Origin of the sequence: Acinetobacter higginsii (assembly GCF_000369525.1) — a bacterium.
Taxonomy (GTDB): domain Bacteria; phylum Pseudomonadota; class Gammaproteobacteria; order Pseudomonadales; family Moraxellaceae; genus Acinetobacter; species Acinetobacter higginsii.
Window position 1 is genome coordinate 919695 of record NZ_KB850072.1, and the last position, 21911, is coordinate 941605.

19 protein-coding genes are annotated in these 21911 nt (G+C 41.0%); 13 read left to right on the forward strand and 6 right to left on the reverse strand.

Annotation, left to right across the window (positions count from 1 at the left end):
• Positions 1-151 precede the first annotated feature (151 nt).
• The 6 genes from F902_RS10305 to F902_RS10330 form a co-directional block, all read right to left on the reverse strand.
• Positions 152-1852 carry a SulP family inorganic anion transporter gene (locus tag F902_RS10305; RefSeq protein WP_005203220.1) on the reverse strand — a complete coding sequence of 567 codons (1701 nt, stop codon included), beginning with the start codon at positions 1850-1852 and terminating at the stop codon, positions 152-154.
• A gap of 80 nt (positions 1853-1932) precedes the next feature.
• Positions 1933-2244, reverse strand: coding sequence for an ArsR/SmtB family transcription factor (locus tag F902_RS10310; protein WP_004807645.1), 312 nt, complete (start codon positions 2242-2244; stop codon positions 1933-1935).
• Positions 2245-2808: 564 nt separating this feature from the next.
• Positions 2809-3375: a TetR/AcrR family transcriptional regulator gene (locus F902_RS10315; RefSeq protein ID WP_004807643.1), complete on the reverse strand. Its 567-nt coding sequence runs from the start codon at positions 3373-3375 to the stop codon at positions 2809-2811.
• Between the two features lie 476 nt (positions 3376-3851).
• Positions 3852-4364 (reverse strand): hypothetical protein, encoded by a 513-nt coding sequence (locus F902_RS10320; protein WP_005203223.1) that lies wholly within the window; start codon positions 4362-4364, stop codon positions 3852-3854.
• Between the two features lie 31 nt (positions 4365-4395).
• On the reverse strand, positions 4396-5457 hold the full coding sequence (locus F902_RS10325; RefSeq protein ID WP_005203225.1) for a linear amide C-N hydrolase: 1062 nt from the start codon (positions 5455-5457) through the stop codon (positions 4396-4398).
• A gap of 208 nt (positions 5458-5665) precedes the next feature.
• Entirely contained in the window at positions 5666-6832 is a 1167-nt protein-coding gene (locus F902_RS10330; protein WP_005203228.1) for a cupin domain-containing protein, read from the reverse strand.
• 202 nt (positions 6833-7034) lie between these two features.
• Here F902_RS10330 and dnaX point away from each other — a divergent pair, with 202 nt between their 5' ends.
• The 13 genes from dnaX (at position 7035) to F902_RS10395 (ending at position 21850) form a co-directional block, all read left to right on the forward strand.
• Positions 7035-9017: a DNA polymerase III subunit gamma/tau gene (dnaX, locus tag F902_RS10335; RefSeq protein WP_026057550.1), complete on the forward strand. Its 1983-nt coding sequence runs from the start codon at positions 7035-7037 to the stop codon at positions 9015-9017.
• A gap of 113 nt (positions 9018-9130) precedes the next feature.
• Positions 9131-9769 carry a vWA domain-containing protein gene (locus F902_RS10340; RefSeq protein WP_005203231.1) on the forward strand — a complete coding sequence of 213 codons (639 nt, stop codon included), beginning with the start codon at positions 9131-9133 and terminating at the stop codon, positions 9767-9769.
• Between the two features lie 34 nt (positions 9770-9803).
• Positions 9804-10445, forward strand: a complete 642-nt coding sequence (locus tag F902_RS10345; RefSeq protein ID WP_005203232.1) for a TerD family protein — start codon at positions 9804-9806, stop codon at positions 10443-10445.
• Positions 10446-10482: 37 nt separating this feature from the next.
• The gene (locus tag F902_RS10350) at positions 10483-11118 is read left to right on the forward strand and encodes a vWA domain-containing protein (RefSeq protein ID WP_005203233.1); all 636 of its coding nucleotides are present in this window, start codon (positions 10483-10485) and stop codon (positions 11116-11118) included.
• Between the two features lie 34 nt (positions 11119-11152).
• The gene (locus F902_RS10355) at positions 11153-12211 is read left to right on the forward strand and encodes a TerY-C metal binding domain-containing protein (RefSeq protein WP_005203234.1); all 1059 of its coding nucleotides are present in this window, start codon (positions 11153-11155) and stop codon (positions 12209-12211) included.
• A 21-nt stretch (positions 12212-12232) separates the two neighbouring features.
• On the forward strand, positions 12233-14038 hold the full coding sequence (locus F902_RS10360; RefSeq protein ID WP_005203235.1) for a PP2C family serine/threonine-protein phosphatase: 1806 nt from the start codon (positions 12233-12235) through the stop codon (positions 14036-14038).
• Complete coding sequence (locus tag F902_RS10365; protein ID WP_005203236.1) at positions 14031-15560, forward strand: helix-hairpin-helix domain-containing protein; 1530 nt, start codon at positions 14031-14033, stop codon at positions 15558-15560. Before F902_RS10360 ends, F902_RS10365 begins: the two co-directional genes overlap by 8 nt.
• Positions 15557-16609, forward strand: coding sequence for an ATP-grasp domain-containing protein (locus tag F902_RS10370; RefSeq protein WP_005203237.1), 1053 nt, complete (start codon positions 15557-15559; stop codon positions 16607-16609). The genes F902_RS10365 and F902_RS10370 overlap by 4 nt, the downstream gene beginning before the upstream one ends.
• Before the next feature lie 42 nt (positions 16610-16651).
• The gene (locus F902_RS10375; protein ID WP_005203238.1) at positions 16652-17791 is read left to right on the forward strand and encodes a phosphoribosyltransferase domain-containing protein; all 1140 of its coding nucleotides are present in this window, start codon (positions 16652-16654) and stop codon (positions 17789-17791) included.
• Complete coding sequence (locus F902_RS10380) at positions 17784-18605, forward strand: HAD family hydrolase (protein WP_005203240.1); 822 nt, start codon at positions 17784-17786, stop codon at positions 18603-18605. Before F902_RS10375 ends, F902_RS10380 begins: the two co-directional genes overlap by 8 nt.
• Positions 18589-19740, forward strand: a complete 1152-nt coding sequence (stiP, locus tag F902_RS10385; RefSeq protein WP_005203244.1) for a cysteine protease StiP — start codon at positions 18589-18591, stop codon at positions 19738-19740. Before F902_RS10380 ends, stiP begins: the two co-directional genes overlap by 17 nt.
• 4 nt (positions 19741-19744) lie before the next feature.
• On the forward strand, positions 19745-20626 hold the full coding sequence (locus F902_RS10390; RefSeq protein WP_005203246.1) for an HpcH/HpaI aldolase/citrate lyase family protein: 882 nt from the start codon (positions 19745-19747) through the stop codon (positions 20624-20626).
• A 24-nt stretch (positions 20627-20650) separates the two neighbouring features.
• The gene (locus F902_RS10395; RefSeq protein WP_005203248.1) at positions 20651-21850 is read left to right on the forward strand and encodes a TerD family protein; all 1200 of its coding nucleotides are present in this window, start codon (positions 20651-20653) and stop codon (positions 21848-21850) included.
• The last annotated feature ends 61 nt before the right edge of the window (positions 21851-21911 follow it).

Here is a 21911-nt window from a genome sequence, read left to right on the forward strand (position 1 = left end):
GGTATTCTATACCTAAGAACCGTGAATAATAAAATTTTTTTTGCAATTCAATCACTTTAAAAATACCGAAAAAATTAACACAATGTTTTTTAAAAATAATTATGAAAACATGATACATCCTTTTGTATAAAAAAAACCCAATAAAAGCTGTTCATTCTACAAGCATTTCAGGCGAAAGTGTTTGTATTGCTTGATAATGTGATAAAAATATTTGACCTGTAAGCTCATTTTTGAGCTGGGATTTACATAGTCGCTCCATAACAGGGCTCTTCACTTCGGATAAATGTAATTGGATAGTCAACTGAGCTAATTCTCGATTTAGGTCTTCTAACATTTCTAATGCACTGAGATCGATATTGCTAATGCTTGAGCAGTTGATCACAACATGTCGCAACAGCGAATTCTGGCTAACTTCTGTAATCACATAACCTTTCAGAACATGGGCATTTAAAAAGTTAAGGTTTTCATCAACACGGAAAGAAACCACAGTTGGAGTTGTAATGACATTGTAATTTGAGATGTTTCTAAAGTGTTGAGTTCCTTCAATTAAACCAATAACAGCAATATGAGGGCGGCTAATACGCCAAAGCAGTAGAATAAAGGTCAGTACAATACCAATGATCAGTCCTGTTGAAATATCTATACAGGTTACACCAAAAAAGGTAACCCACATTGCCAGTCCGTCAGCTTTTGAATATTTCCATGTTTCAATAAATGGAGTCAGTGTTATCAACTTCCAGATAGAAACAAAAATTGTGGCAGCTAATACAGCGAGTGGTAGGTTTTGAAAGAAGCCTGTAAAGTAAAGGCTGACTGCAATCATCAATAAAGATGAAATAACACCAGACATCGGGGTTTTCGCTCCCGCATCAGCGTTGACAACCGTACGAGATAGGCTACCAGAGACTGCAAAACCGGAATTAAATCCCGCAGCAATATTGGCTAAGCCTAAAGCAATCAGTTCTTGGTTACTGTCTAAGTCATCGCGCTTTTGTAGTGCTGTGGCTTGCGCAATGGCCAGCGATTCTACAAAGCTAATCATTGCAATCATAAATGCGCTTGGGAGTAGTTGCAGAATCAGCTCAGTGTTCCATGTTGGGAAATGAAAATTGGGCAGGCCTGTTGGGATGACTCCAACTGTTTTGATTGCCTGATCATCGTTTCCAATAAAGGTGATGACCGCGATAGAGAGCAAAACCAGTAATAAAGGTAATATTTTGTTCAGAAAGCTGGATCGAATCAGTTTCGGAAGCATAAACAGGAGTAAAACAGAAATTAGCCCAAAGCTTATGCCAGTCAAAGTCACTTGGTGTAAGTTTTGAGATAAGCTCAGTAAAAACTCAGGAATATTGCCTGCTTGCAACGGAATATCCAGTAAAAACTTAAATTGTCCTAAGGTAATCAGTAACGCAGAGGCAATGATAAAGCTTTGAATAACAGGATGACTAATAAGCTGAATAAGAAAACCGAAACGCAATAAACCTAAAAGCAGAGAAATGATCCCGACAAGTAGCGCTAATAAGTAAGCAGCTTCGATATAGGCTGTTGATCCAGCAGCAAATAGTGGGTCGAGCGCTGTAAATACCATCATCGAAATAATGGCGACAGGACCAATCGAAAGGGTGGTACTACTTCCTGTAAAGGCATAGATAATCATGGGTAGTATACTGGCGTATATCCCCATAATTGGCGGAAGCCCTGCCAACATTGCATAAGCCATACCTTGTGGTACCAACATAGCCAATACAATGCAGGCTGCAATCAGATCAGACTTTAGGCTGGAAAGCTGATAATGACTTAACCATTTTCGCGCAGGAAAAAGTTTAGATAGGTTTAGGTTTAGCAATTTCATGCGCAATAGTCTAAATCATAAATTTATATATATTATGCAGAAAAAATGCTAAAGAGGGTACGATTGAATTTTTTTGAGAATTATGCCTGAGGGCAGTAATGCTCATACAGCGTATTCAAAACCACTTGCAACTTTGGATCTAAAATTGAGTAAAAAATTTGTTTGCCATCTCGACGGGTAGAAACAACATTACTTTTTCTTAACATCATCAATTGCTGTGAAAGCGTAGGTTGGAAGATTTGGGTTAATTCTTCAATTTGTGAAACATTAAGTTCTTGTTTAGCCAAATGACACAAAATAATTAAACGATCAGTATTTGCCAGAGATTTCAGTACAGTCACAATTGTACCAGCTGACTCTCTCATGGCGTCGATCTCGAAATCCTTTTGCATGCATATACTCTCTAGGTTACAGCCGAGGCTAGTATAAAGTCACGCAATGAAAAAATTGTAGTAAAACTGAATAATTGCAATGGTTTTTAATGAAAATGTATATCAGTAAAAGTAATAAGGAGGTGTTATACTGTTAATTAATCGGTTGTTTGGGTGAAATTCGTGATTAAATTCACATTATCGTGGTTTTGAGAGATTTATATCCAGTTTGACGCCATTAAGATTCGATATCCTTTGCTTCATTCTTTAAAAATACTAAATAATAAAATTAAGTGGTTAATATAATTAACGAATATAAAAAACTAAAAAAAAGATTGTGCTTTACAAAAAAACATATATAATGAGAAACAAGACAGAACGATCTGTCTGCATAAGAAGGATCGGAAGTGCGAAAGTGCAACCGCCAGAGGGTAATAATATTTATTATTCTTTTTACACTCAGACGCAAGCGTGAGCCACAATAATAACTATAAATCACGCTTTATTTTTTTATGCAATGATACCTGATTTTTCAAACACTTTTAATAAAAAATATCCCTTTATTTATAAAGGGATATTTTGTATTTATGCCAAAGCTTTTTCAAAACTGATTAAGTGCTCAACGCGTTTCCAGTATTCATCCATTTCAACTGAGTGCTTATTGACATGGGCTTGAATCGTCATACCATCTAAAATGCTGACAATCAATGTTGCAAGATGAGTCGGGTTACGAATATCCAAACTTTTCAATAAGTTTTCAATTAAAGCTGTTAACCAAATTTTATATTGGGTAGCAGGTTGCAACGTAGAAGGATAGATTTTAATCACTTCTTCTAACGCTTTCTGAAACATACAGCCATTAAAATCTTCGCTGTTAAACCAGGCTGCATACCATCCAAAGATTGCTTTAAGTTGGTCAAGATGATCCTCTGGATCACATTCTGCCAAAGTTGCATTTAAAGAAGTTTGGAGATTAATGTTACGTTGCACTAAGCATTCTTCAATTAACTTTTCCTTTGAAGGGAAGTATTTGTAGAAAGTCATTTTTGCAACGCCCGATTCACTAATGATTCGATCTACACCGATCGAGTTATAGCTATGCGAATTAAAAAGTCTTAATGCAGTGGTAATAATATCTTCTTTTTTTGACATACAACGCCTCTAGTTCGCCCATCGCCAAGAGCATCATGTTGCATTTCATCATGCAATTTTGGCAGGGATTTTACATGGTATTTTGGAAATATCATAGGAAAAAATAACATTATTCATTTAAATGATTCTTTTGTCCGTATTTTCAAGTACAGAGTTTGAAAATAATGTTTATATCTATAGAAAATAACTATTAATAAAATCTTAAAATACGATAAAAGATTAGAATAACTTAAAGTTATTTGATCCGTGATTATTCATCTAATTGTTTTCAAAGGATAACTGGTTTGATGGGGTGTTTAGATTTAATTATGATGGTTATGTTGAGATTTATTCTTGTTTGTAGGTTTGTGTATATTTAAGCAACGCTTCTACTTTTAATGCTTACTCTGGAATCTATTTTGAATAAATACATAATATAAAAGCCAGTTAGTTATAGTTAAAATAAATAACTGACTTTCATCGTATAATTTTCTATTTTAAGATTTGTTTTGTTGCAATGGTAGTGTTGCAATGAGCTTTATAAAATTATGGTAAAGCATCGATTGTTGGCTTGGGGTATAGACTGAACGTTTGATGTTGCCTTTATCTGTTTCGATCGAAAGTTCGACATTTTTTGCTTTTTTCAGCTCATACAGGAATGTACTCGGCAGAATGAAGCTATTCGATGAGCATCTTGGAATAAGTCGATTGATGTCTTTTTGCTGCGTTGGACCAACGGGCTGATAAGTAAAAGTCTTATCATCAATTAAGAAAGTAAGGCTTTTGATATCATAATAATCATAGCTACTGTTGAGTACGGTCTCGACTCTTAATTGCTCTTTGTGTTGTTTATCCCATTCAACAAAAACATTCGGGCAAAGTTCGTTGGCTTTGCAGTTCAAAGAGCCTGCGGTTGCGAGATTGTCTGTTGAGTTTGCAGAAGAGTCAGGTAAGGTCGCGCAGCCACTCATCACAATACAAAGGCTCAGTAAACTTAAAGTTTTTTTCATCTTTTTAACTCTCTAGGATGTACTCAATATTTCAGTGATAATGATGTAGTTGTGGACCAAGAAATTCAAATGGTTTTGATATTTTAAATTGATTGGTTGCATCACCAGCAAAAGTATTCTGTTGATCTTTGCCAAGATCAAGTTTACGCGTTAAACTATCTTTAAAGTTAATTTTCTTTAAATCGACCCAAAATACATTGGGAGAGACAGCAGATTCAAAGAAATAAAGTTGCTGTTTATGGTCTGCAACGGTTCTCCAACGTGTCGATGAAATATTCGGTTCTTCCGCTGTATTGAGGCCATAAGGAACGGATGCATTGCGAATCACACTAAAAACAGAAGCCAAGGCATCTTTAGGATTGTCATTTTTTGGAATCGCATTGATGTAAAAAGAGGCACGTGCAAAGCGGTCAGCAGCACGATTGGTCCCCGGTAACATGACTGTACCGCCAATTTGTTGCCAGTAAGTGTTGAGTGCCAGTTGTTGATCAAATATTGGCGAGTTGGTCATGACCTGATATTTTTTATTGTGGTGAATAACTTGCTTGCCCCCAATATATTCGATAATGGCACTATCTCCGGTTTTGTCTGAAATAGATAAATGCAATGTCGCGAGGCGTTGTTCACCTGGCACGCTGTCAGTAATCAGATCGAAGGGTTCTTTTTCTAAAGCACTGACAGCTTCTGCAACGCTTGCATAGTTATCAAGTACATATTGTGCCCAAGCCGAAATGCTGAGTTGCGGTTTTTTAGATTGTTTGGTGTCTGGATATTGAGATTCAACCAACCATAATACATTGGCAACCAATCCAGCTTCATTCATGCCGTCAGTCGTGGAAATATCATAACCTGTTGCAATTACACTGCCATATTTGGCTTTCCATTTTAAAGATTTTGGCCCTGCATTGCTGTCCCGAAGTATGCCACTCGGTAAAATCCAAAGATTAGTGCCTACATCAACCTTCCAGTCCATGGAGCGGGCGGTGATGATATGGTCATTGTTGCCTAAATAGACTGCTCGGGTGCAGGCATGGCTGGTTTGTAGAATGAATGAGGATGCGAGAAAGGAAAAACATAATATTTTTTTAAACACAAGTCCGTACTCCTTGCTGTTGTATCAAAGTGATTTCTATAAAATATTTTTATAATGACTTGGTTTTAGTCTATTAAAAAAAAATTATTATTCAAGCATTATAATGTAATCATTAAAAAAAGTAGGGTTTTATTTTTGATCAAAATGTTGAGATAATAAATGTGAATAGAGACCAAAATTAATCTCTATCCGCATAAAAAAGAATGCTTTAGTTTTCGTTTGGTGGTAATAACATCACGACGGCGGTATTCAGCAACGTTGTGATATCTTCTAGAATCTCGGTTTGATTAAATCGCTCATCTAGCAAGAGGCTTTCACCATCTGCAATTTGCTTTAGATAAGGAATGAACGGTTCTGATACGCAAACGGTATCGCCATTTGCCCAAAACTCAAGAGACTCATCTTGTTTTCTGTAAAGTAAACGAGAAGCCGGTTCTAGAATAATTTGATAATCAGCGCCAATAATCTCGGCAACATCATTGGCATCAACCTCTTCAGGTTCTGGAATGTTATTTGGATAGCTTGCTTCGCTCATATAGGCCATGATCGCTGCATCAAATTCAGGTGCTTGAGTGAGATAATCAAGTAATTGAGTCTTTAAATATGAAAACTCAGTACTGTTAATTTCCCCTAGATGCGCTGTTTGCTGGCGCGCAATATCGATCAATGGATTTTTGAGTAAGGTATTCTCTGCAAATTTATCACTCACTTGATCAATCATTTCTGAGAGGTTTGGCATACGGAAGCCAAAAGAGTAGGTTAAGCAATCATCTTCAGCCACACCATAATGCGCGAGACCTGGTGGGACATAAAGAAGGTCGCCTGGGGCAAGAACTTCATCAAAATGAATGTCTAAGTCTGCTAGAAGTTTCAGCGGTTGATCTGGCAAAAACTCAGTTGATTCATCGCACATTTGCCCTAATTGCCAACGGCGATGACCATGGCCTTGTACTAAGAATACATCATAAAAATCGAAGTGCTTACCAACAGAGCCACCTTTAGGTGCATAAGACACCATGATGTCGTCGCGGCGCCATTGAGGGATAAATGGAAATTTCTTCCAAAGTTCTGAAATATCAAATGAATAATGGTCAACTGCTTGAACCAAGAGTGTCCAAAGATTGGGTAGCTTTTGGAAATCACCTTTGGTTAAAGGGGAGGACTTCACATGCCACTCATTTGGATTTTTATTCTTTTGACGGATCAAACGGGCAGTGACATCCTCTTCCAATGCCAATTCTTGAACATCTGCTGGTTCTAATAAGCCGATAATTTCAGGCATTGCATTGCGGACCAACAACGGCTTTTTCTGCCAATATTCATTAAGAAATTGTTCTGCGCTAATGCCGCCGAGTACCGTTAAAGATTGAGACATGGGAAATAAAACCAACAACACATAAATTAGTGCGTATTCTCCCTTGAGTTGAATATTGGTGCAAGTCTTGTCTGAATGTGATGAAAAGCTCGGAAATAGTCATCAAAAGTGCAGCAATGTATTTAATCTTGATCAATTAGAAGCGGATTCATTCACAGACTTTCAAAAAAACAGTATGCTTAAGACGCAAAAAGGAGCATTCATGTATCAAGTACTGGCAAGAAAATACCGTCCACGTAATTTCAATGAGTTAGTGGGGCAAAACCATGTTTCTCGTGCTTTAACCAGCGCATTAGAACGTGGGCGTTTGCATCATGCCTACTTATTTACTGGAACGCGCGGTGTTGGTAAAACCACGATTGCCCGTATTTTAGCCAAGTGTTTGAACTGCGAGACAGGCGTGACTTCAACACCGTGTGAAGTTTGTGCAACATGTAAGGCCGTAAATGAAGGTCGTTTTATTGATTTAATTGAAATCGATGCGGCATCTCGGACCAAGGTTGAGGATACTCGCGAGTTACTCGACAATGTGCCTTATGCGCCAACGCAGGGTCGCTTCAAAGTTTATCTGATCGATGAAGTGCATATGCTTTCAACGCATTCATTCAATGCCTTGCTCAAGACACTGGAAGAACCACCTGAGCATGTGAAGTTCCTCTTTGCAACGACAGATCCACAAAAACTGCCGATTACCGTCATCTCGCGCTGTTTGCAATTTACCTTACGTCCTTTGGCCGTCGATGAAATCACGGAACATTTGACAGCAATTTTAAATAAAGAGCATATCGAAGCCGATCAAGATGCGATTTGGCAAATTGCAGAATCTGCACAAGGTTCATTACGTGATGCATTGTCTCTGACAGACCAAGCAATCGCCTATGGTCAAGGTGCAGTCCATCATCAAGATGTTAAAGATATGCTCGGTTTGATTGACCGAACTATTATTTATGATTTGATCTTGGCAATTCATCAAAATCAGCAAGCACGAGTAAGTCAGCTACTTCTACAATTTAGACAGCAAGCTTTAGACGTGTCTTTGGTTTTGGATCAATTGGTTTCTACCTTGCATGAACTGGCATTGTTGCAATACTTGCCTGATCTTGCACTGAAATATAGTGAAGAAATTAACCAGAAAATTCTGCAGCTGTCGAAACTCATTTCTGCTCAAGATTTGCAGTTGTATTATCAAATTGCCTGTAAAGGTCGAGCTGAGTTGCAACTTGCGGTGACACAAGAGCAAGGATTTGAAATGACGGTGTTGCGTTTACTGGCATTTAGACCGTTAACGTTGAATGAAGTCACGGTTACGGCAATGCCTGTTACGCAAATTACAGCACCTGAAGTGCATCAGCCAGTACCGGATTTAAGGATAGAAAATCAGTTTGCAGTTCAGCAAGAAACGGTTAGCGTTGAACCTGAACCTGAACCTGAACCTGAACCTGAACCTGAACCTGAACCTGAACCTGAACAGCGCAATCAAGATCCTCATCTCATGGTGTTTGATGTCGAGGACGGTCAGTTAATTGGATTGGATGTATCAGTACAACAACATACGATTCAGTCGAATATCGTTGAGGCGGATGATGTACTGGTTTTTCCTGTTGAGCAAAACCCTCAAGTACAGCTGGAGCAGCCTCAAGCTGAACAGGCGCTTGATCTCATCGCAGAGTCAGTGCTTGAAGCGGTTGTTTCGGAACCGAGTGTTGTCGCAGATAAACCAGCTGCACCTGTAATACAACAGCAAGATCACGGACAAACTGATCTGATGCCTCAAGATATTTTAAAACTGCGTGAGCAGGTTTTAGAAGGCGAGTGGAATTTAGAGAAGTGGGAGTATTGGTTTAGAACTAGCCAGCTTTCACCTGCGGTTCAAGAGTTAGCTCAGCATGGTGTGATGCAAGGACAGATCAATGCTGCTTGTGTTTTTCAGATTCCTCAAGAATATGAAGGGATGTTATCGCAATTGCAGCATGGCTTGGAGGATGCATTAAAAGCACAATGGCCACAAACGCTGTTCAGTGTGCAATATGCTGCAGTGGATTCCAATACGCCTTTAATGATGCAGAATGAGCGTAAAGAAAGAGCATATCATCGTGCAGTCGAGTTATTACACCAAGAGCCGACAATTAAGAGTTTGGTCGATACTTTTGAAGCCGAATTGGTCAATATTAAGCTCAATCCTTAGCTGGAATAGGTAGACAGAAGAGTATTTATTTTTTACTTTGTAATGATTTAGGTAAGCTAAAAGTGTAATCTAGGCTTAAAATTTAAATCATAACGAAATAAGGGTAAAAAATAATGCGTCGTTTACCAGTTTATTTATTACTTGATACCTCAGGTTCTATGCATGGTGAGCCTATAGAAGCCGTAAAAAATGGGGTACAAATTTTACTTTCGACTTTACGTCAAGATCCTTATGCGCTGGAAACGGCCTATTTATCTTTAATCAGTTTCGACAGCCAAGCCAAACAGTTAGTGCCTTTAACTGAATTGGCTGTTTTCCAAGCGCCAGATTTGCAGGTCACAGGAACCACAGCCTTGGGCGATGCTTTAGCGCTATTAGCCGATAAAATTGAACAAGAAGTGGCAAAAACCACAGCAGATGTCAAAGGTGACTGGAAACCATTGATTTTCATTATGACTGATGGTGTGCCAACAGATGATTGGCGTAAAGGTTTGCAACGTTTACAACAAGTCAAAACAGGGGTGATCGTGGCCTGCGCAGCGGGACATGGTGCTGATACTTCAATTTTAAAACAAATCACAGAAGTTGTTGTTGAATTGGCAACGGCAGATTCAAATACGATTAAAGCATTCTTTAAATGGGTTTCTGCCAGTATTTCAACTGGCAGCCAGAAAGTGGATGCAGGGCAAAAAGAAGTCACAGGCTTGGGCGATTTGCCACCTCCACCGCCTGAAGTCAACATCGTACTATAAAAGCAAAATAAAGATTAAATAAGAGGGTAAAACCATGGCTGTAAGTTTAAATAAAGGTCAAGGCATAAGTTTAAGTAAAACTGAAAATAATTTGTCTCAAGTAACGATTGGTTTAGGTTGGGATATTCAGGAACAGAAAAAAGGCTTTCTTGGCGGATTATTTGGTGGCAATAGCGCTGAATATGATCTGGATGTGATTGCCTTTCTGGTGGGGAGTAATGGCAAGGTTAATAATCTGGGGCGAGATGCGCAGGGGAATGTCACCTTAGAAAATAGTGATGTTATCTTTTTTAATAATCAAAAGCATTCTTCTGGACATATCTGGTTAACCGGTGATAACCGTACAGGTGCGGGGGATGGCGATGATGAACAAATTATCGTGAAGCTCAATGACCTGAATCAACAATACCAAAAAGTGGTTTTTGTGGTGCAAATCTATAAAGCCGCAGAAAATAACCAACATTTTGGTCAAGTCAAAAATGCATTTATCCGTGCAGTGGATACTACAGGCAAGGAAATGGTCCGTTTCGATTTGTCGGGTACTGGACAATATGATCAACAGCGCTCATTACTGTTTGCTGAACTTGTCCGTGAATCAGCAGGATGGAAATTTAATGCAGTCGGACAGGCTTCCCAATCTGATTCATTTGTGGAATGGTTAAAACAATACGCTTAAAAATTTGATTTTCGGCTAAAGAAAGGTTTAGAACAACATGCGCCGTTTACCCGTTTATATTTTATTAGATACCTCAGGATCGATGCGAGGTGAGCCAATTCATTCGGTGAACGTCGGCTTGCAGTCCATGTTGAGTGCATTGCGGCAAGATCCTTATGCATTGGAGAGTGTGCATTTAAGTATTATTACCTTTGATCTGGAAGCGAAGGTTTATTTGCCTTTAACGCCCTTGGATCAAGTGCAGCTTGCCGATATCGATGTTCCAAGTGCAGGCGCAACTTTTATGGGGGCTGCACTTGAGTTGCTTGCTGAGCAAGTCACTCAGCAATTACAAAAAAGTACCGATGAGGTCAAAGGGGATTGGCGTCCGCTATTATTTGTGATGACTGACGGCTCACCTTCAGATGTCTATGCTTACCAGCAAGCGATTCCTGTCATAAAACAGTTAAACTTTGCCAGTATTGTTGCCTGTGCCGCTGGGCCAAAAGCCAAACAGGAACATCTCCTGCAACTGACCGATAAAGTTGTGGTATTGGATACTATGGATGCGGCCTCTTTTGCAGGATTCTTTAAGTGGGTGTCTGCCAGTGTCGTGGTGGGAAGTAGTAGTGCGGGCATTTCAGGTTCTGTTTCATTGCCGCCACCGCCGCCGGAAGTGCAATTGGTGTTGTAAATAAAATAAAGAATACATTAAGGATAATCAGAAGATGCGCCGTTTACCTGTTTTTTTCGTATTGGATTGTTCTGAGTCGATGGCGGGGCAAAATATTCAACAGATGCAACAAGGCATCCAGTTGATTATGCAACAATTACGTCAAGATCCATATGCCTTGGAAACCGTGTATGTTTCTGTTATTGCCTTTGCAGGGATTGTTCGAACCTTAGTTCCGTTAGTGGAAGTATTTGCTTATTATCCTGCGAAATTACCTTTGGGTGGTGGGACACATTTAGGCAAAGCCTTAGAACATTTGATGAATGAATTTGATCGTCATTTGATTAAAACAACGGAAGAAATTAAAGGGGATTGGAAGCCAATCGTATATTTGTTTACAGATGGTCGTCCGACCGATGAATGTAAAGATGCGATATATCGCTGGCAAAAGAAATATGCGCGACGCTGTACGTTGATTGCCTTAGGAATGGGTAAAAACGTCGATTATGCAACGCTCAAGCAATTAACAGAACACTGTATTGCTTTTGATGAGTTGAATGAACAAGACTTTAAAAAGTTTTTCCAATGGATTAGTGCGTCTGTGGTTGCACAAAGTAAAAGTATTGGGGACGGGCAGCAGCAAGATCATTTACCGCCAATTGATGAGCGCTATATGCGTCTGGTCAAGGATTTGCCTGCCAAGAAAACTTTGGTGGATGAAAACTGTGTCACTTTTGTGGGGCGTTGTGGCAAGCTGAATCGCCCCTATTTAATGAAATTTGAACGTGAAATTCAGTATCAAGCGCCTCAAGATTTAAATATCAACCTGAATTTATATCATTTTCAATTGACCGAATGCTGCAGAATTGATGAGGATTATTTTACTTGGTCTGATCAAACCCAACATCAGCAGCAGGTCAATACCACGCTATTACAAGGTACTCCAGAATGTCCACATTGTTTGGCTGAAACGGCTTTTGCCATGTGTGGTTGTGGCCAATTGATGTGTTATGACGGTTTTAGCGAGGACGTGACTTGCCCATGGTGTCGTCGCCAAGTCAGTTTTGGTTATGGTGGAATGGACGGCTTCGATGTGCAACGAGGGCGTGGTTAACAATTGGATTTAGGAAAAGCCATGTCGCAAACTTTGACTTCTGACGTTCAGACCGCTTTTTTAAATACATTAAAGCAGCTGTTACAAGATCAAACTCAACAGAATCCTCTGTTACTGGATGATGATTCTCTTAATCAATTGCTGAGCAGTAAAAAAATTTATAATGCCTATCATGATTTGGCTGAACAGATTTATGAGCTGATGGGCTTTCAATTAGAACAGTCAGCAGCGTTTCAGCATTCTTTATTACAGCGCATCCTGGACCAGGGGCGCTTGCCGGTTTACATCTCTAAAGCTGAAAATATCAATAGCGCTGAATCAATCCAACCGCTATTCGATCATATCCAAATGATGCAGAATCCAATTGATGAGACGGATGTATTGGAGTCAGTTGATCAGCTTGATTTTCTAGATGAACTTTATTTGTCCCCGTCTATTGAAGCAGAAGCTGATCCTTCTTTCATCAATGATTGCTTTGTCGCTACGCCACACCAGACAACCTCGCTGCTGTCAGTTAAGTCGATCACAGATATCGACGCAAAGAATACAGACCACAATCAGAATAATGCCTCAGGAAAACCAAATCATGAGGTGAAAATGGTGAAAAAAATGCCTCATTTTCAGATACCCAATGCGCGTGTTGGGCAAGACTATCAAGCCCGTATCCAAATGCAATATCCAGTCAAAGAGGACGTGCTGATTTGCTCAGAATCGATCAAAATTCCAGACGACTTAGGCATCGTATTTGATGATGAAGCGCAACAATTACAGGGCATACCGCTACAAGCAGGTGAATTTAAACTGGCATTTCAGTATAAAAACAACGAAGCCACACAAGCATGGTCTTCGGGTGAGGTGACCTTTATTATTACTGCTGACCCGCGTAGCTTATGGCAGGTCAATGAGCCTGATATCCATGCGCCTTATCAGAAAGCACATAGTGACCATCAATTGATCCAGACTGAGTATTTTAACCTTGCTGCTTGTAGCCAGCGCGGGCGCTCACATGAACACGCAGGTACATTCCGTGATGATGACTTTCTGATTGCTCGCGTTGCAGAGACCGATTGGTCAGTATTGATTGTTGCGGACGGCGCTGGTAGTGCCAGTTATTCTCGACAAGGTTCTTTACTTGCGGTGCAAAGTGCAGCCAAAACGCTGACGGATTACCTCGAACAGCATCATCCGCATCTGGATCGCTTATTGCAGCAATGGCAAGTTGGCAGTGATGATGAAATGACCAAGTCTGTTGCACAGCAAATCTATAAAGATTTTCACGATACCTTCTATAAAACTGCCCAAGTGGCCATTGAAGCCATTGAGAAGGAAGCCGAGTTAAAGCAGGTTGCAGCCAAGGCCTATGCCACGACTTTATTGGTAGCTGTGGTTAAACAGTGTGAGCAAAAAACCTTTATTAGTACCTTTTGGATGGGCGATGGTGCGATTGCTGTATATGCCAAAGATAAAGTACGTTTAATGGGAAAACCAGATGGTGGTGAGTTTGCTGGGCAAACCCGTTTCTTAGATCGCAGTTTTGCACAGCAGTTTGCTAGTCGCGTCAATATTGGCTATTACGATGATTGTGAAGCTGTGATTTTAATGACAGATGGTATTTCCGATCCGCGCTTTGAAACAGATGCTGGACTTGCGAACCACGAAAAATGGCAGGCCTTATGGCAAGAAATTGAACCACAGTTACAGCAGCCACACCCAGATCAGGCTTTATTGGAATGGTCAAAGTTCTTTAGTGCAGGGCATCATGATGATCGTACTTTGGCGATTTTATGGAATAAGCCTGTGAGTGTGGAGGGGCTTGCCCATGACTAAGATTATCCAGTGTCAAACTTTAGATGGTCGGCCAGTTGCATTCGTTGATGAAGTGATTGGCTCAGGAGCAATGAAAGATGTCTATTTTTCTCCTGATAAATCTTATGTGGTGTGTTTTTTTAGCAAAGAAAAAAACCATTTCTATCAGTCACATGCTGAGCTGGAAAGACAGAAGGACCGCTTAAAGGAAATTGTTGGCAATAAATGGCAAGGTATTTTCAACAGTGCCGGCGGGGATTACTGGAAAAATGTCTTTTGCTGGCCCGATGGTTTGATTGAATATAATGGTTTGTTGGGGATTACAGCTCCCACTTACCAAAAACAGTTTTTCTTCGAACATGGGTCTAAAAATAATGATTTTTTAGGCATTAAAGGTAAGGAAAAAGAAGGGAAATGGTTTGCCAGTGCCAATAACCAAAATCGCTTTTTAGATGAAAAAGAAAAAGGCAATTGGTCGAATTATCTGCGTATTTGTATTTTAATTGCCCGTGCTGTGCGCCGTATGCATGCAGCAGGTTTGGCACATTCAGATTTATCCTATAAGAATATTTTGATTGATCCTGTAACTGGCCGTGCCTGTGTAATTGATGTTGATGGTTTGGTCGTGCCAGGCAAATATCCACCTGATGTGGTTGGAACGCCTGATTTTATTGCACCTGAAGTGGTGAAAACCAATCATTTAAAAAAAGATGATCCACAGCGAAATCTCCCAAATATCATGACCGATCGGCATGCCTTGGCGGTCTTGATCTACATGTATTTACTGTATCGGCATCCATTGCGTGGTGGAAAAGTCCATGATGTGAATGATCCGCAGCGCGATGAAAATCTGGCAATGGGTGACAATGCCTTATTTATTGAACATCCAACCGACCCAAGCAATCGGGTAAAAGTTAGTCAAGTCCGTCCAAGTGCTTTACCGTGGGCCGATCCTGAAAAAATTCCATTCACTGTGACAGGCCCTTATTTAAAAGAACTGTTTTTACAAAGTTTTGTGACAGGTTTACAGCAACCGCAGCAGCGACCTTCAGCCAATGATTGGGAAACCGCTTTGGTTAAAACGGTGGATTTGATTCAGCCTTGTTTAAATAGCGATTGCAGTCAAAAATGGTATGTATTTGATAATACAACAAAACCAGTATGTCCATTTTGTGGTACAGCCTTTAAAGGCAAGTTACCTGTACTGAACCTCTATTCGGCACGCCGAGAAGGCAGTTTTAGACCTGATAATCACCGTTTAATGGTCTGGACAGGGCAGTCACTTTACCCGTGGCATGCCAATAATTTGATTGCACCGAATGAGCGTCTAACAGCAGAGCAAACCAAACGTGTTGGCTATTTTGTTTTTCACCAAAATCAGTGGTGGTTGGTCAATGAAAATCTGCCTGATCTCATGGATGTGGCAACCAAAACAACGATTCCAATTGGCGAAAAAATTGAATTGCTAGATGGAAAACAAATTTTACTTTCACGTCAGGATGGAGGCCGCTTAGTGGTGGTGCAAATGGTGGAATGTGTATGACACAAATAGTGAATGATCTTGCTCAGATTGGCATTGCAGAAAATTCGATTGGGATTTGGTTTACCCAAGCACATTCTTGTCAACGTGATTTAATTTTGGCAGCAAAAAACGCGCCTTTTGATACCAGAATTCATGTGGTGGCATCACATGCAGATGATCGTCCTGAAATTACATCTGTCGCTGATATCGCTTTACAAGAACCGCCTTTGTCAGAGCGAGTCGAGTGGGTTTTACAACAGGCACGATGCTTAAACGTCAAATTGATCATTGCTGGGCATCATGCTGAACTTTATCTGGCGCAAAAACAGCGCTTCGAACAATTGGGCATCCGTCTCATGGCGGGTTGTGATACGGTTGAGCAGATTGAGCAACTGAATGACAAAGCTCTGTTCACTCAAATCTGCGTAACACACGGCTTGGCAGTTGCACCGGCAACCATAGTTGAAAATGCCGAGCAATTAGAAGATGCATATCATGACTGGCTGCAAAAAGGCGATGTGTGCGTCAAGCCTGCCAAAGGGGTTTTTGCTTCAGGATTTTGGCATTTGGACCCTAATGCAGATGCTTTTGATGTGTTTGCCAATAGCATGAGATTCAAAGCGCATCCTGGAAGTTTTATTGAGAGTTATCGCCAGTTAGAACAGCCCCCTGTGTATTTGGTCATGCCATTTCTTGCTGGATTGGAGTGTTCAGTGGATATGCTGTGCGTACATGGTCAGGTGCATGGTGCGATCGCACGTTATAAGCAAAAGAATGGCTGCCAGAGTTTGACATTCGAAGATCCTGCGATCGAGTTGGCCAATCAGGTGGCTGCATTATTTGGTTGTGATGGGTTAGTGAATATGCAAGCTCGATATAATGATCAACAGCAGTTGTATATTTTGGAGGTGAACTCTCGACCATCAGGTGGCATTGCACATACCTTCATGAGCGGTGTGAATTTGGTGCATTTGGCGATTGCCCAAGCACTACAGCTCAATTATCAACCTGAAAAGATGAAAAGTTCGGTCACTGTACGCAGCATAAGTCAGAGTATTTGTGTAATATAAAGACCATTATGTATATTATTTTAACTTAGATTTAAGAATTATATGATTGAGATTGAATTACAACGTGGCAAATTGGATTTAAAGCCCGATGAAAATAGCCATTGGAAATGGCAGGATTTACTCGGTTTTGCTGAACGAATAAATCCGAAAAGAGCCTTTTTATTTGTCTCAAAAGTCTTGGGGAGACATATTCCCGTTAGCCCTCAAGTCATGCGCCATGCGTTTACTGATTTAGCCCAACTGATTCCGAGTGATTTACCTGAGCCAATCTTGGTGATTGGAATGGCAGAAACCGCGGTAGGTTTAGGCGCAGGTGTACATCAAGTCCTGCAAGAACGCTATCCAGATGCACTGTATGTCACCACAACTCGTCATCCTGTTGAAGGCGCACCGTTATTGGCTCGCTTTTTAGAAGAACATAGCCATGCCCAAGATCAATTGCTGTATGGATCTCCTGATGCTGATATCCAAAAGAAAATTTTAGCCAGCAAAAGTATCGTATTGGTTGATGATGAAGCTTCTACAGGGAAAACCTTTATCAATTTAGTGTCTGCACTACAAGCTGCTGGCTTTGATCAAATTTCCCATATTGTGACGGCTACTTTGGCGGATTGGTCATCAGGTATTCATATTGCTGGATTAGATTGTCAATCCGTAGCATTGATGACAGGTAAATGGCAGTGGCAGGATGCCGAAAATCCACCACAGATTAATATGCCCAAAGTCGATACCGTGGCATTTGGTGAGTACGCGACCTTGTCTGAACCGACTTGGGGGCGTTTACCGATTCAGGATACGTCTGCCTATATTCGTTTGCAGGTCGAACCTCAGCAACGGATTTTAGTATTAGGAAGTGGTGAATATGTCTGGTCTTCATTCTTATTGGCTGAAGATTTGCAGCGACAGGGTGCAGAGGTGAAATTTAGTGCGATCACCCGCTCACCGATCGCAGTAGGCCATGCAATTCAATCTGCTTTGGCTTTTTCAGATAACTATGGATTGGGTATTCAGAACTTTGTCTACAATATCAATCCATTAGAGTATGACCGAATCTTTATTACAGTGGAAACCTGTGCTGAGTCAGTCTCCGATAGCCTATTAGACGCGATTCCAAATGCTGAAGTTATCAGCGCAGTAGAATTCCCACATCAAACCTTTAATCTGTGTAGTGCGAATGACTAATTTCTTATTTGACGCGCCAAATATTGCAACGCCGCTCATGTTGGTTGATCTGGATGATACTTTATTCCAGACTCATCGCCGTATTGTTCCCCAAGCTGACTTTAAAATGGTCACCACGGACAAACAGGGACAAGCATTGGCGTATATGAACCCGATTCAGCAGCACTTTGTGCAGTGGTTGTTGCATAGTACACATTTGATTCCCGTCACAGCACGAAGTGCAGAGGCATTGTCTCGGGTCCATTTACCTTTTCAGTATGGAGCAGTCTGTTCTCATGGCGGTACGGTACTGAATGCAGATTTCAGTGTAAATCTGGATTGGCATGCACAGATGCAACATGCATTGGCCCCTTATCAAGCACGGCAACAGGCTTTGATTGAGGTGGTACAGCAACAGGCAACCCATTTTGGTTCTATCCGTACTTGGGTGGTCGAAGAGCAAGGTTTAGGTTTATACGTGGTGGCCAAGCAAAATACCGAAAATGATAATCCTTATGCACCGAATTTCTTACCAGAACTATTAAATAGCTTAAGTCCAGATGTATTAGACGGGTTCTATTTTCATTTAAATGGCAATAATTTGGCTTTGATTCCCGAACCTGTAAGCAAAGCCAATGCAGCCCGTTTTTTATTGCAACAGTTTGCGTCTCAACAACGTCCGATTCTCGGTTTTGGCGATAGTTTATCCGATGTAGAGTTTTTGAATCTATGTCATTGGTGGGGCATGCCGAACCACAGTCAATTGAATCGTTGGGTAAAACATAATTTGACGCAGCAATATAAACAAGAAGGATATTATGGCGATTATCAATAAAGATAAAGCAAATGAGTTAATTTTAAAACAAGGGTTTAGTGGTAGTTATCAATCAGAACAAGTGACTTTTTTACTTAAACGGACGCATATTGAACCAACCGATACCATCGAAAAAGAACGCCTGATTCAATCGGGCGAAAAGCATTATTCGCAAATGATCAGTTTGGAGAGTGCACCGACCGAACGCCATTTACAGTTATTTGAACAGGCCATGCAGCAAGGGCAACAGCGTTTGGCCCAAGAAGTTCAGCAGTTGGCACAAAGCTTGGTTGCACAATTCAAGGAGCCAATTGTATTGGTGAGCTTTGTACGTGCGGGTGTACCCTTAGGTGTACTGCTTTATCATGCGATACAGGATTTAGGCTGTGACTGTGTACATTATGGCATCAGTATTATTCGAGACCGTGGCATCGATTTTGCTGCCTTGGAAACCATTATTGCTAAACATGGACACCAATCGCTTGTATTTGTGGATGGTTGGACGGGGAAAGGCGCGATTCGCCAAGAATTACAACGTAGTTTAGGCGATGATGCTCGTTTTGCAGGGCGACCTTTACCGTTGGTGGTCTTGTCGGATATTGCAGGGTGCGCATGGTTGGCGGCCAGTGGTGATGATTGGCTGATTCCATCTGGTATTTTGGGTTCGACTATTTCGGGTCTTATTTCCCGCAGTATTTGTGAAGGTGAAACCTTGAGTGCCGAGGAAATCAATGCCGAGAATATCGATCAATGGCATCGCTGTATCGAATATAGCCATTTAAAAGAATTTGATATTTCGCAGCAGTTTATTCAGCGCATCAACCAGATTCGCACCCACCTTAATCCACAACCCAATGCAGTCTGGGCGGAAACTCAACAACAAGCACAACAAGATCAAAGCCAGCAGGTGGTACAGAAACTGGCTCAAGAATACGACATTCAAAATATTAATCGGATAAAACCGAGTATTGCTGAAGCAACCCGAGCGATTTTAAGACGAGTACCTGATCTGGTCTTGCTTCGCGATGCTGATGATGCTGATACCCGTTTATTACGTTATTTAACGCAAGTCACAGAGACACCTGTACAAGTAGTCGGTGATCAAATTGCGCCGTATAGAGCGATTACATTGATTCAAAAATTGGGGAAAGGATAATTTTATGTTATCTGCATTATCTTTAGGGGCAACATTATATATGCCTGCCACGCGTCCAGACTTATGGGCTGTGGTGAAGGGTGAAAAATATCCAGAGTTGCGTTCTCTGGTGATTTGTCTGGAAGATGCAATCACTGAACAGGAGATCGCATTTGCCAAACAAAATCTCAAACAGTTATTGCAGCAAATCCAACAGCAACAGCGCCTTGAACAACATCCGAAAGTGTTTATTCGCCCTCGTCATATTGCGATGGCTGCTGAATTGGCAGAATGGCAAGAAATCACCGCTTTAGATGGCATGGTATTGCCGAAATTTGGTTTAGCCAGCTTTAAGCAATGGCTTAGCGTTCTTCCTCCAGAACTTCATTATATGCCTACGCTTGAAACAGCTGATAGTTTTGATATGGGGCAAATGAAAGAACTGAGAGAGGCCTTGCCTGAATTTCATAAAGTGTTGGTGCTTCGGATTGGGGGCAATGATTTACTCAATTGTTTAGCTTTGCGCCGCCCAAGTGATATGACCTTATACCAAACGCCTATCGGCACACTCATTGCAAATCTAGCAGGTCAGTTTTTACCTTATGGTTTTGCACTGAGCGCACCTGTCTGTGAGCATTTTAGTCAGGTGAAATTGTTGCAGGATGAATTATATCTGGATTTACAGCATGGTTTATCGGGTAAAACCGTGATTCATCCTGCACAGATCTCGATTGTGCATCAGGCTTATCAGGTCAATGAAATTGAGTTAAAACAAGCGCAGGGTATTTTACAGGATGGCAGCAAAGCTGTATTTGCCTGTCATGGCAGTATGCTTGAACCCGCAACCCATCGTCGTTGGGCGGAACGGATTTTAGAACGGGCAAAAGTGTTTGGGCTAAAAGTATAAAATCAAAAAATATAGGAATAATCGATGCAACAACTGATTACAGGAGCCAATTTGGCATTGAGCCAGTCACAGTGCCAAGTGAAAATTAAAACTACATTAGCGGCGCATATCGGTTTAGATGTCACCGCCTATGTCTTGAATGCTCAGGCGAAAGTTCGTGGTGATGCGGACATGATTTTTTATGGGCAAAAGCAGACACCGAACCGTAGTGTGGAATTGGTCGAGGCAACCACAAAAGCACCGTATATCGCACAATTCAATCTGAACACTCAATTATTCGATGCGGATATCAGCAAGCTTGCGATGTGTGCAACGATTGATGGGCAAGGTGCAATCAATGCGATTCAAGATATTCAGATTGAATTATGGGAAAACGGACAGCTCACGGCAACAGCAACGGTAAAAAGTGCAGAAAAGACTGAAAAAGCACTGATTTTGGCCGAAGTTTATCGTCATAAAGATCAGTGGAAATTCCGCTTTGTCAATCAGGGGTTCAATGGTGGTTTACAACCGCTAGCTGAGCATTTTGGCGTAGAAATTAGTGATCAAGCTGCAACGCCTGAGCCAGTGCCTCAACCTGTACCTACGCCAGCACCTCAGCCTAAGATTAATTTAAGCAAAATTACCTTAGATAAACGCAATAGCCAGATTAATTTACAGAAACAGGCTCACGGTTTTGGTGAGATTAAAATTAATCTGAATTGGAACCAACGGACTCAACAAGCTCAGTCAGCTGGTTTCTTTAAAAAGCTGCTCAACCAAAATCAAGGTATTGATCTGGATTTGGGTTGCCTATTCGAGATGCAAGATGGTAGCAAATCGGTGATTCAGGCTTTAGGTAATCGATTTGGTGATTTTAACGGCTTCCCCTTTATCCAACTTTCTGCGGATGACCGTACTGGTGCATTAACAGAGGGTGAGTGGCTCAGAATTAATGGACAGCACTGGTCGCAGATTCGCCGTGTAGTGTTGTTTGCCTTTATTTATGAAGGTGTCCCGAACTGGGCTGAAACAGATGCTGTGGTCACCATTTATGTTCCAGATCAACCACCGATTGAAATCCGTTTAACTGAAGGGCAGCCTTTGGGGATGTGTGGAATTGTTGAATTGGTGAATCAAGGCGGTAGTATTCAAGTACAACGTCATGTGCGCTATGTACCTGGACATCGGGAGTTGGACCAAGCCTTTGGTTTTGGTCTGCGCTGGGTTGCAGGCAGTAAATAAAGTTGATATTTAATGATGTATTAGATAACAACAATTTCGATATCTATGTAGACGTCATTAA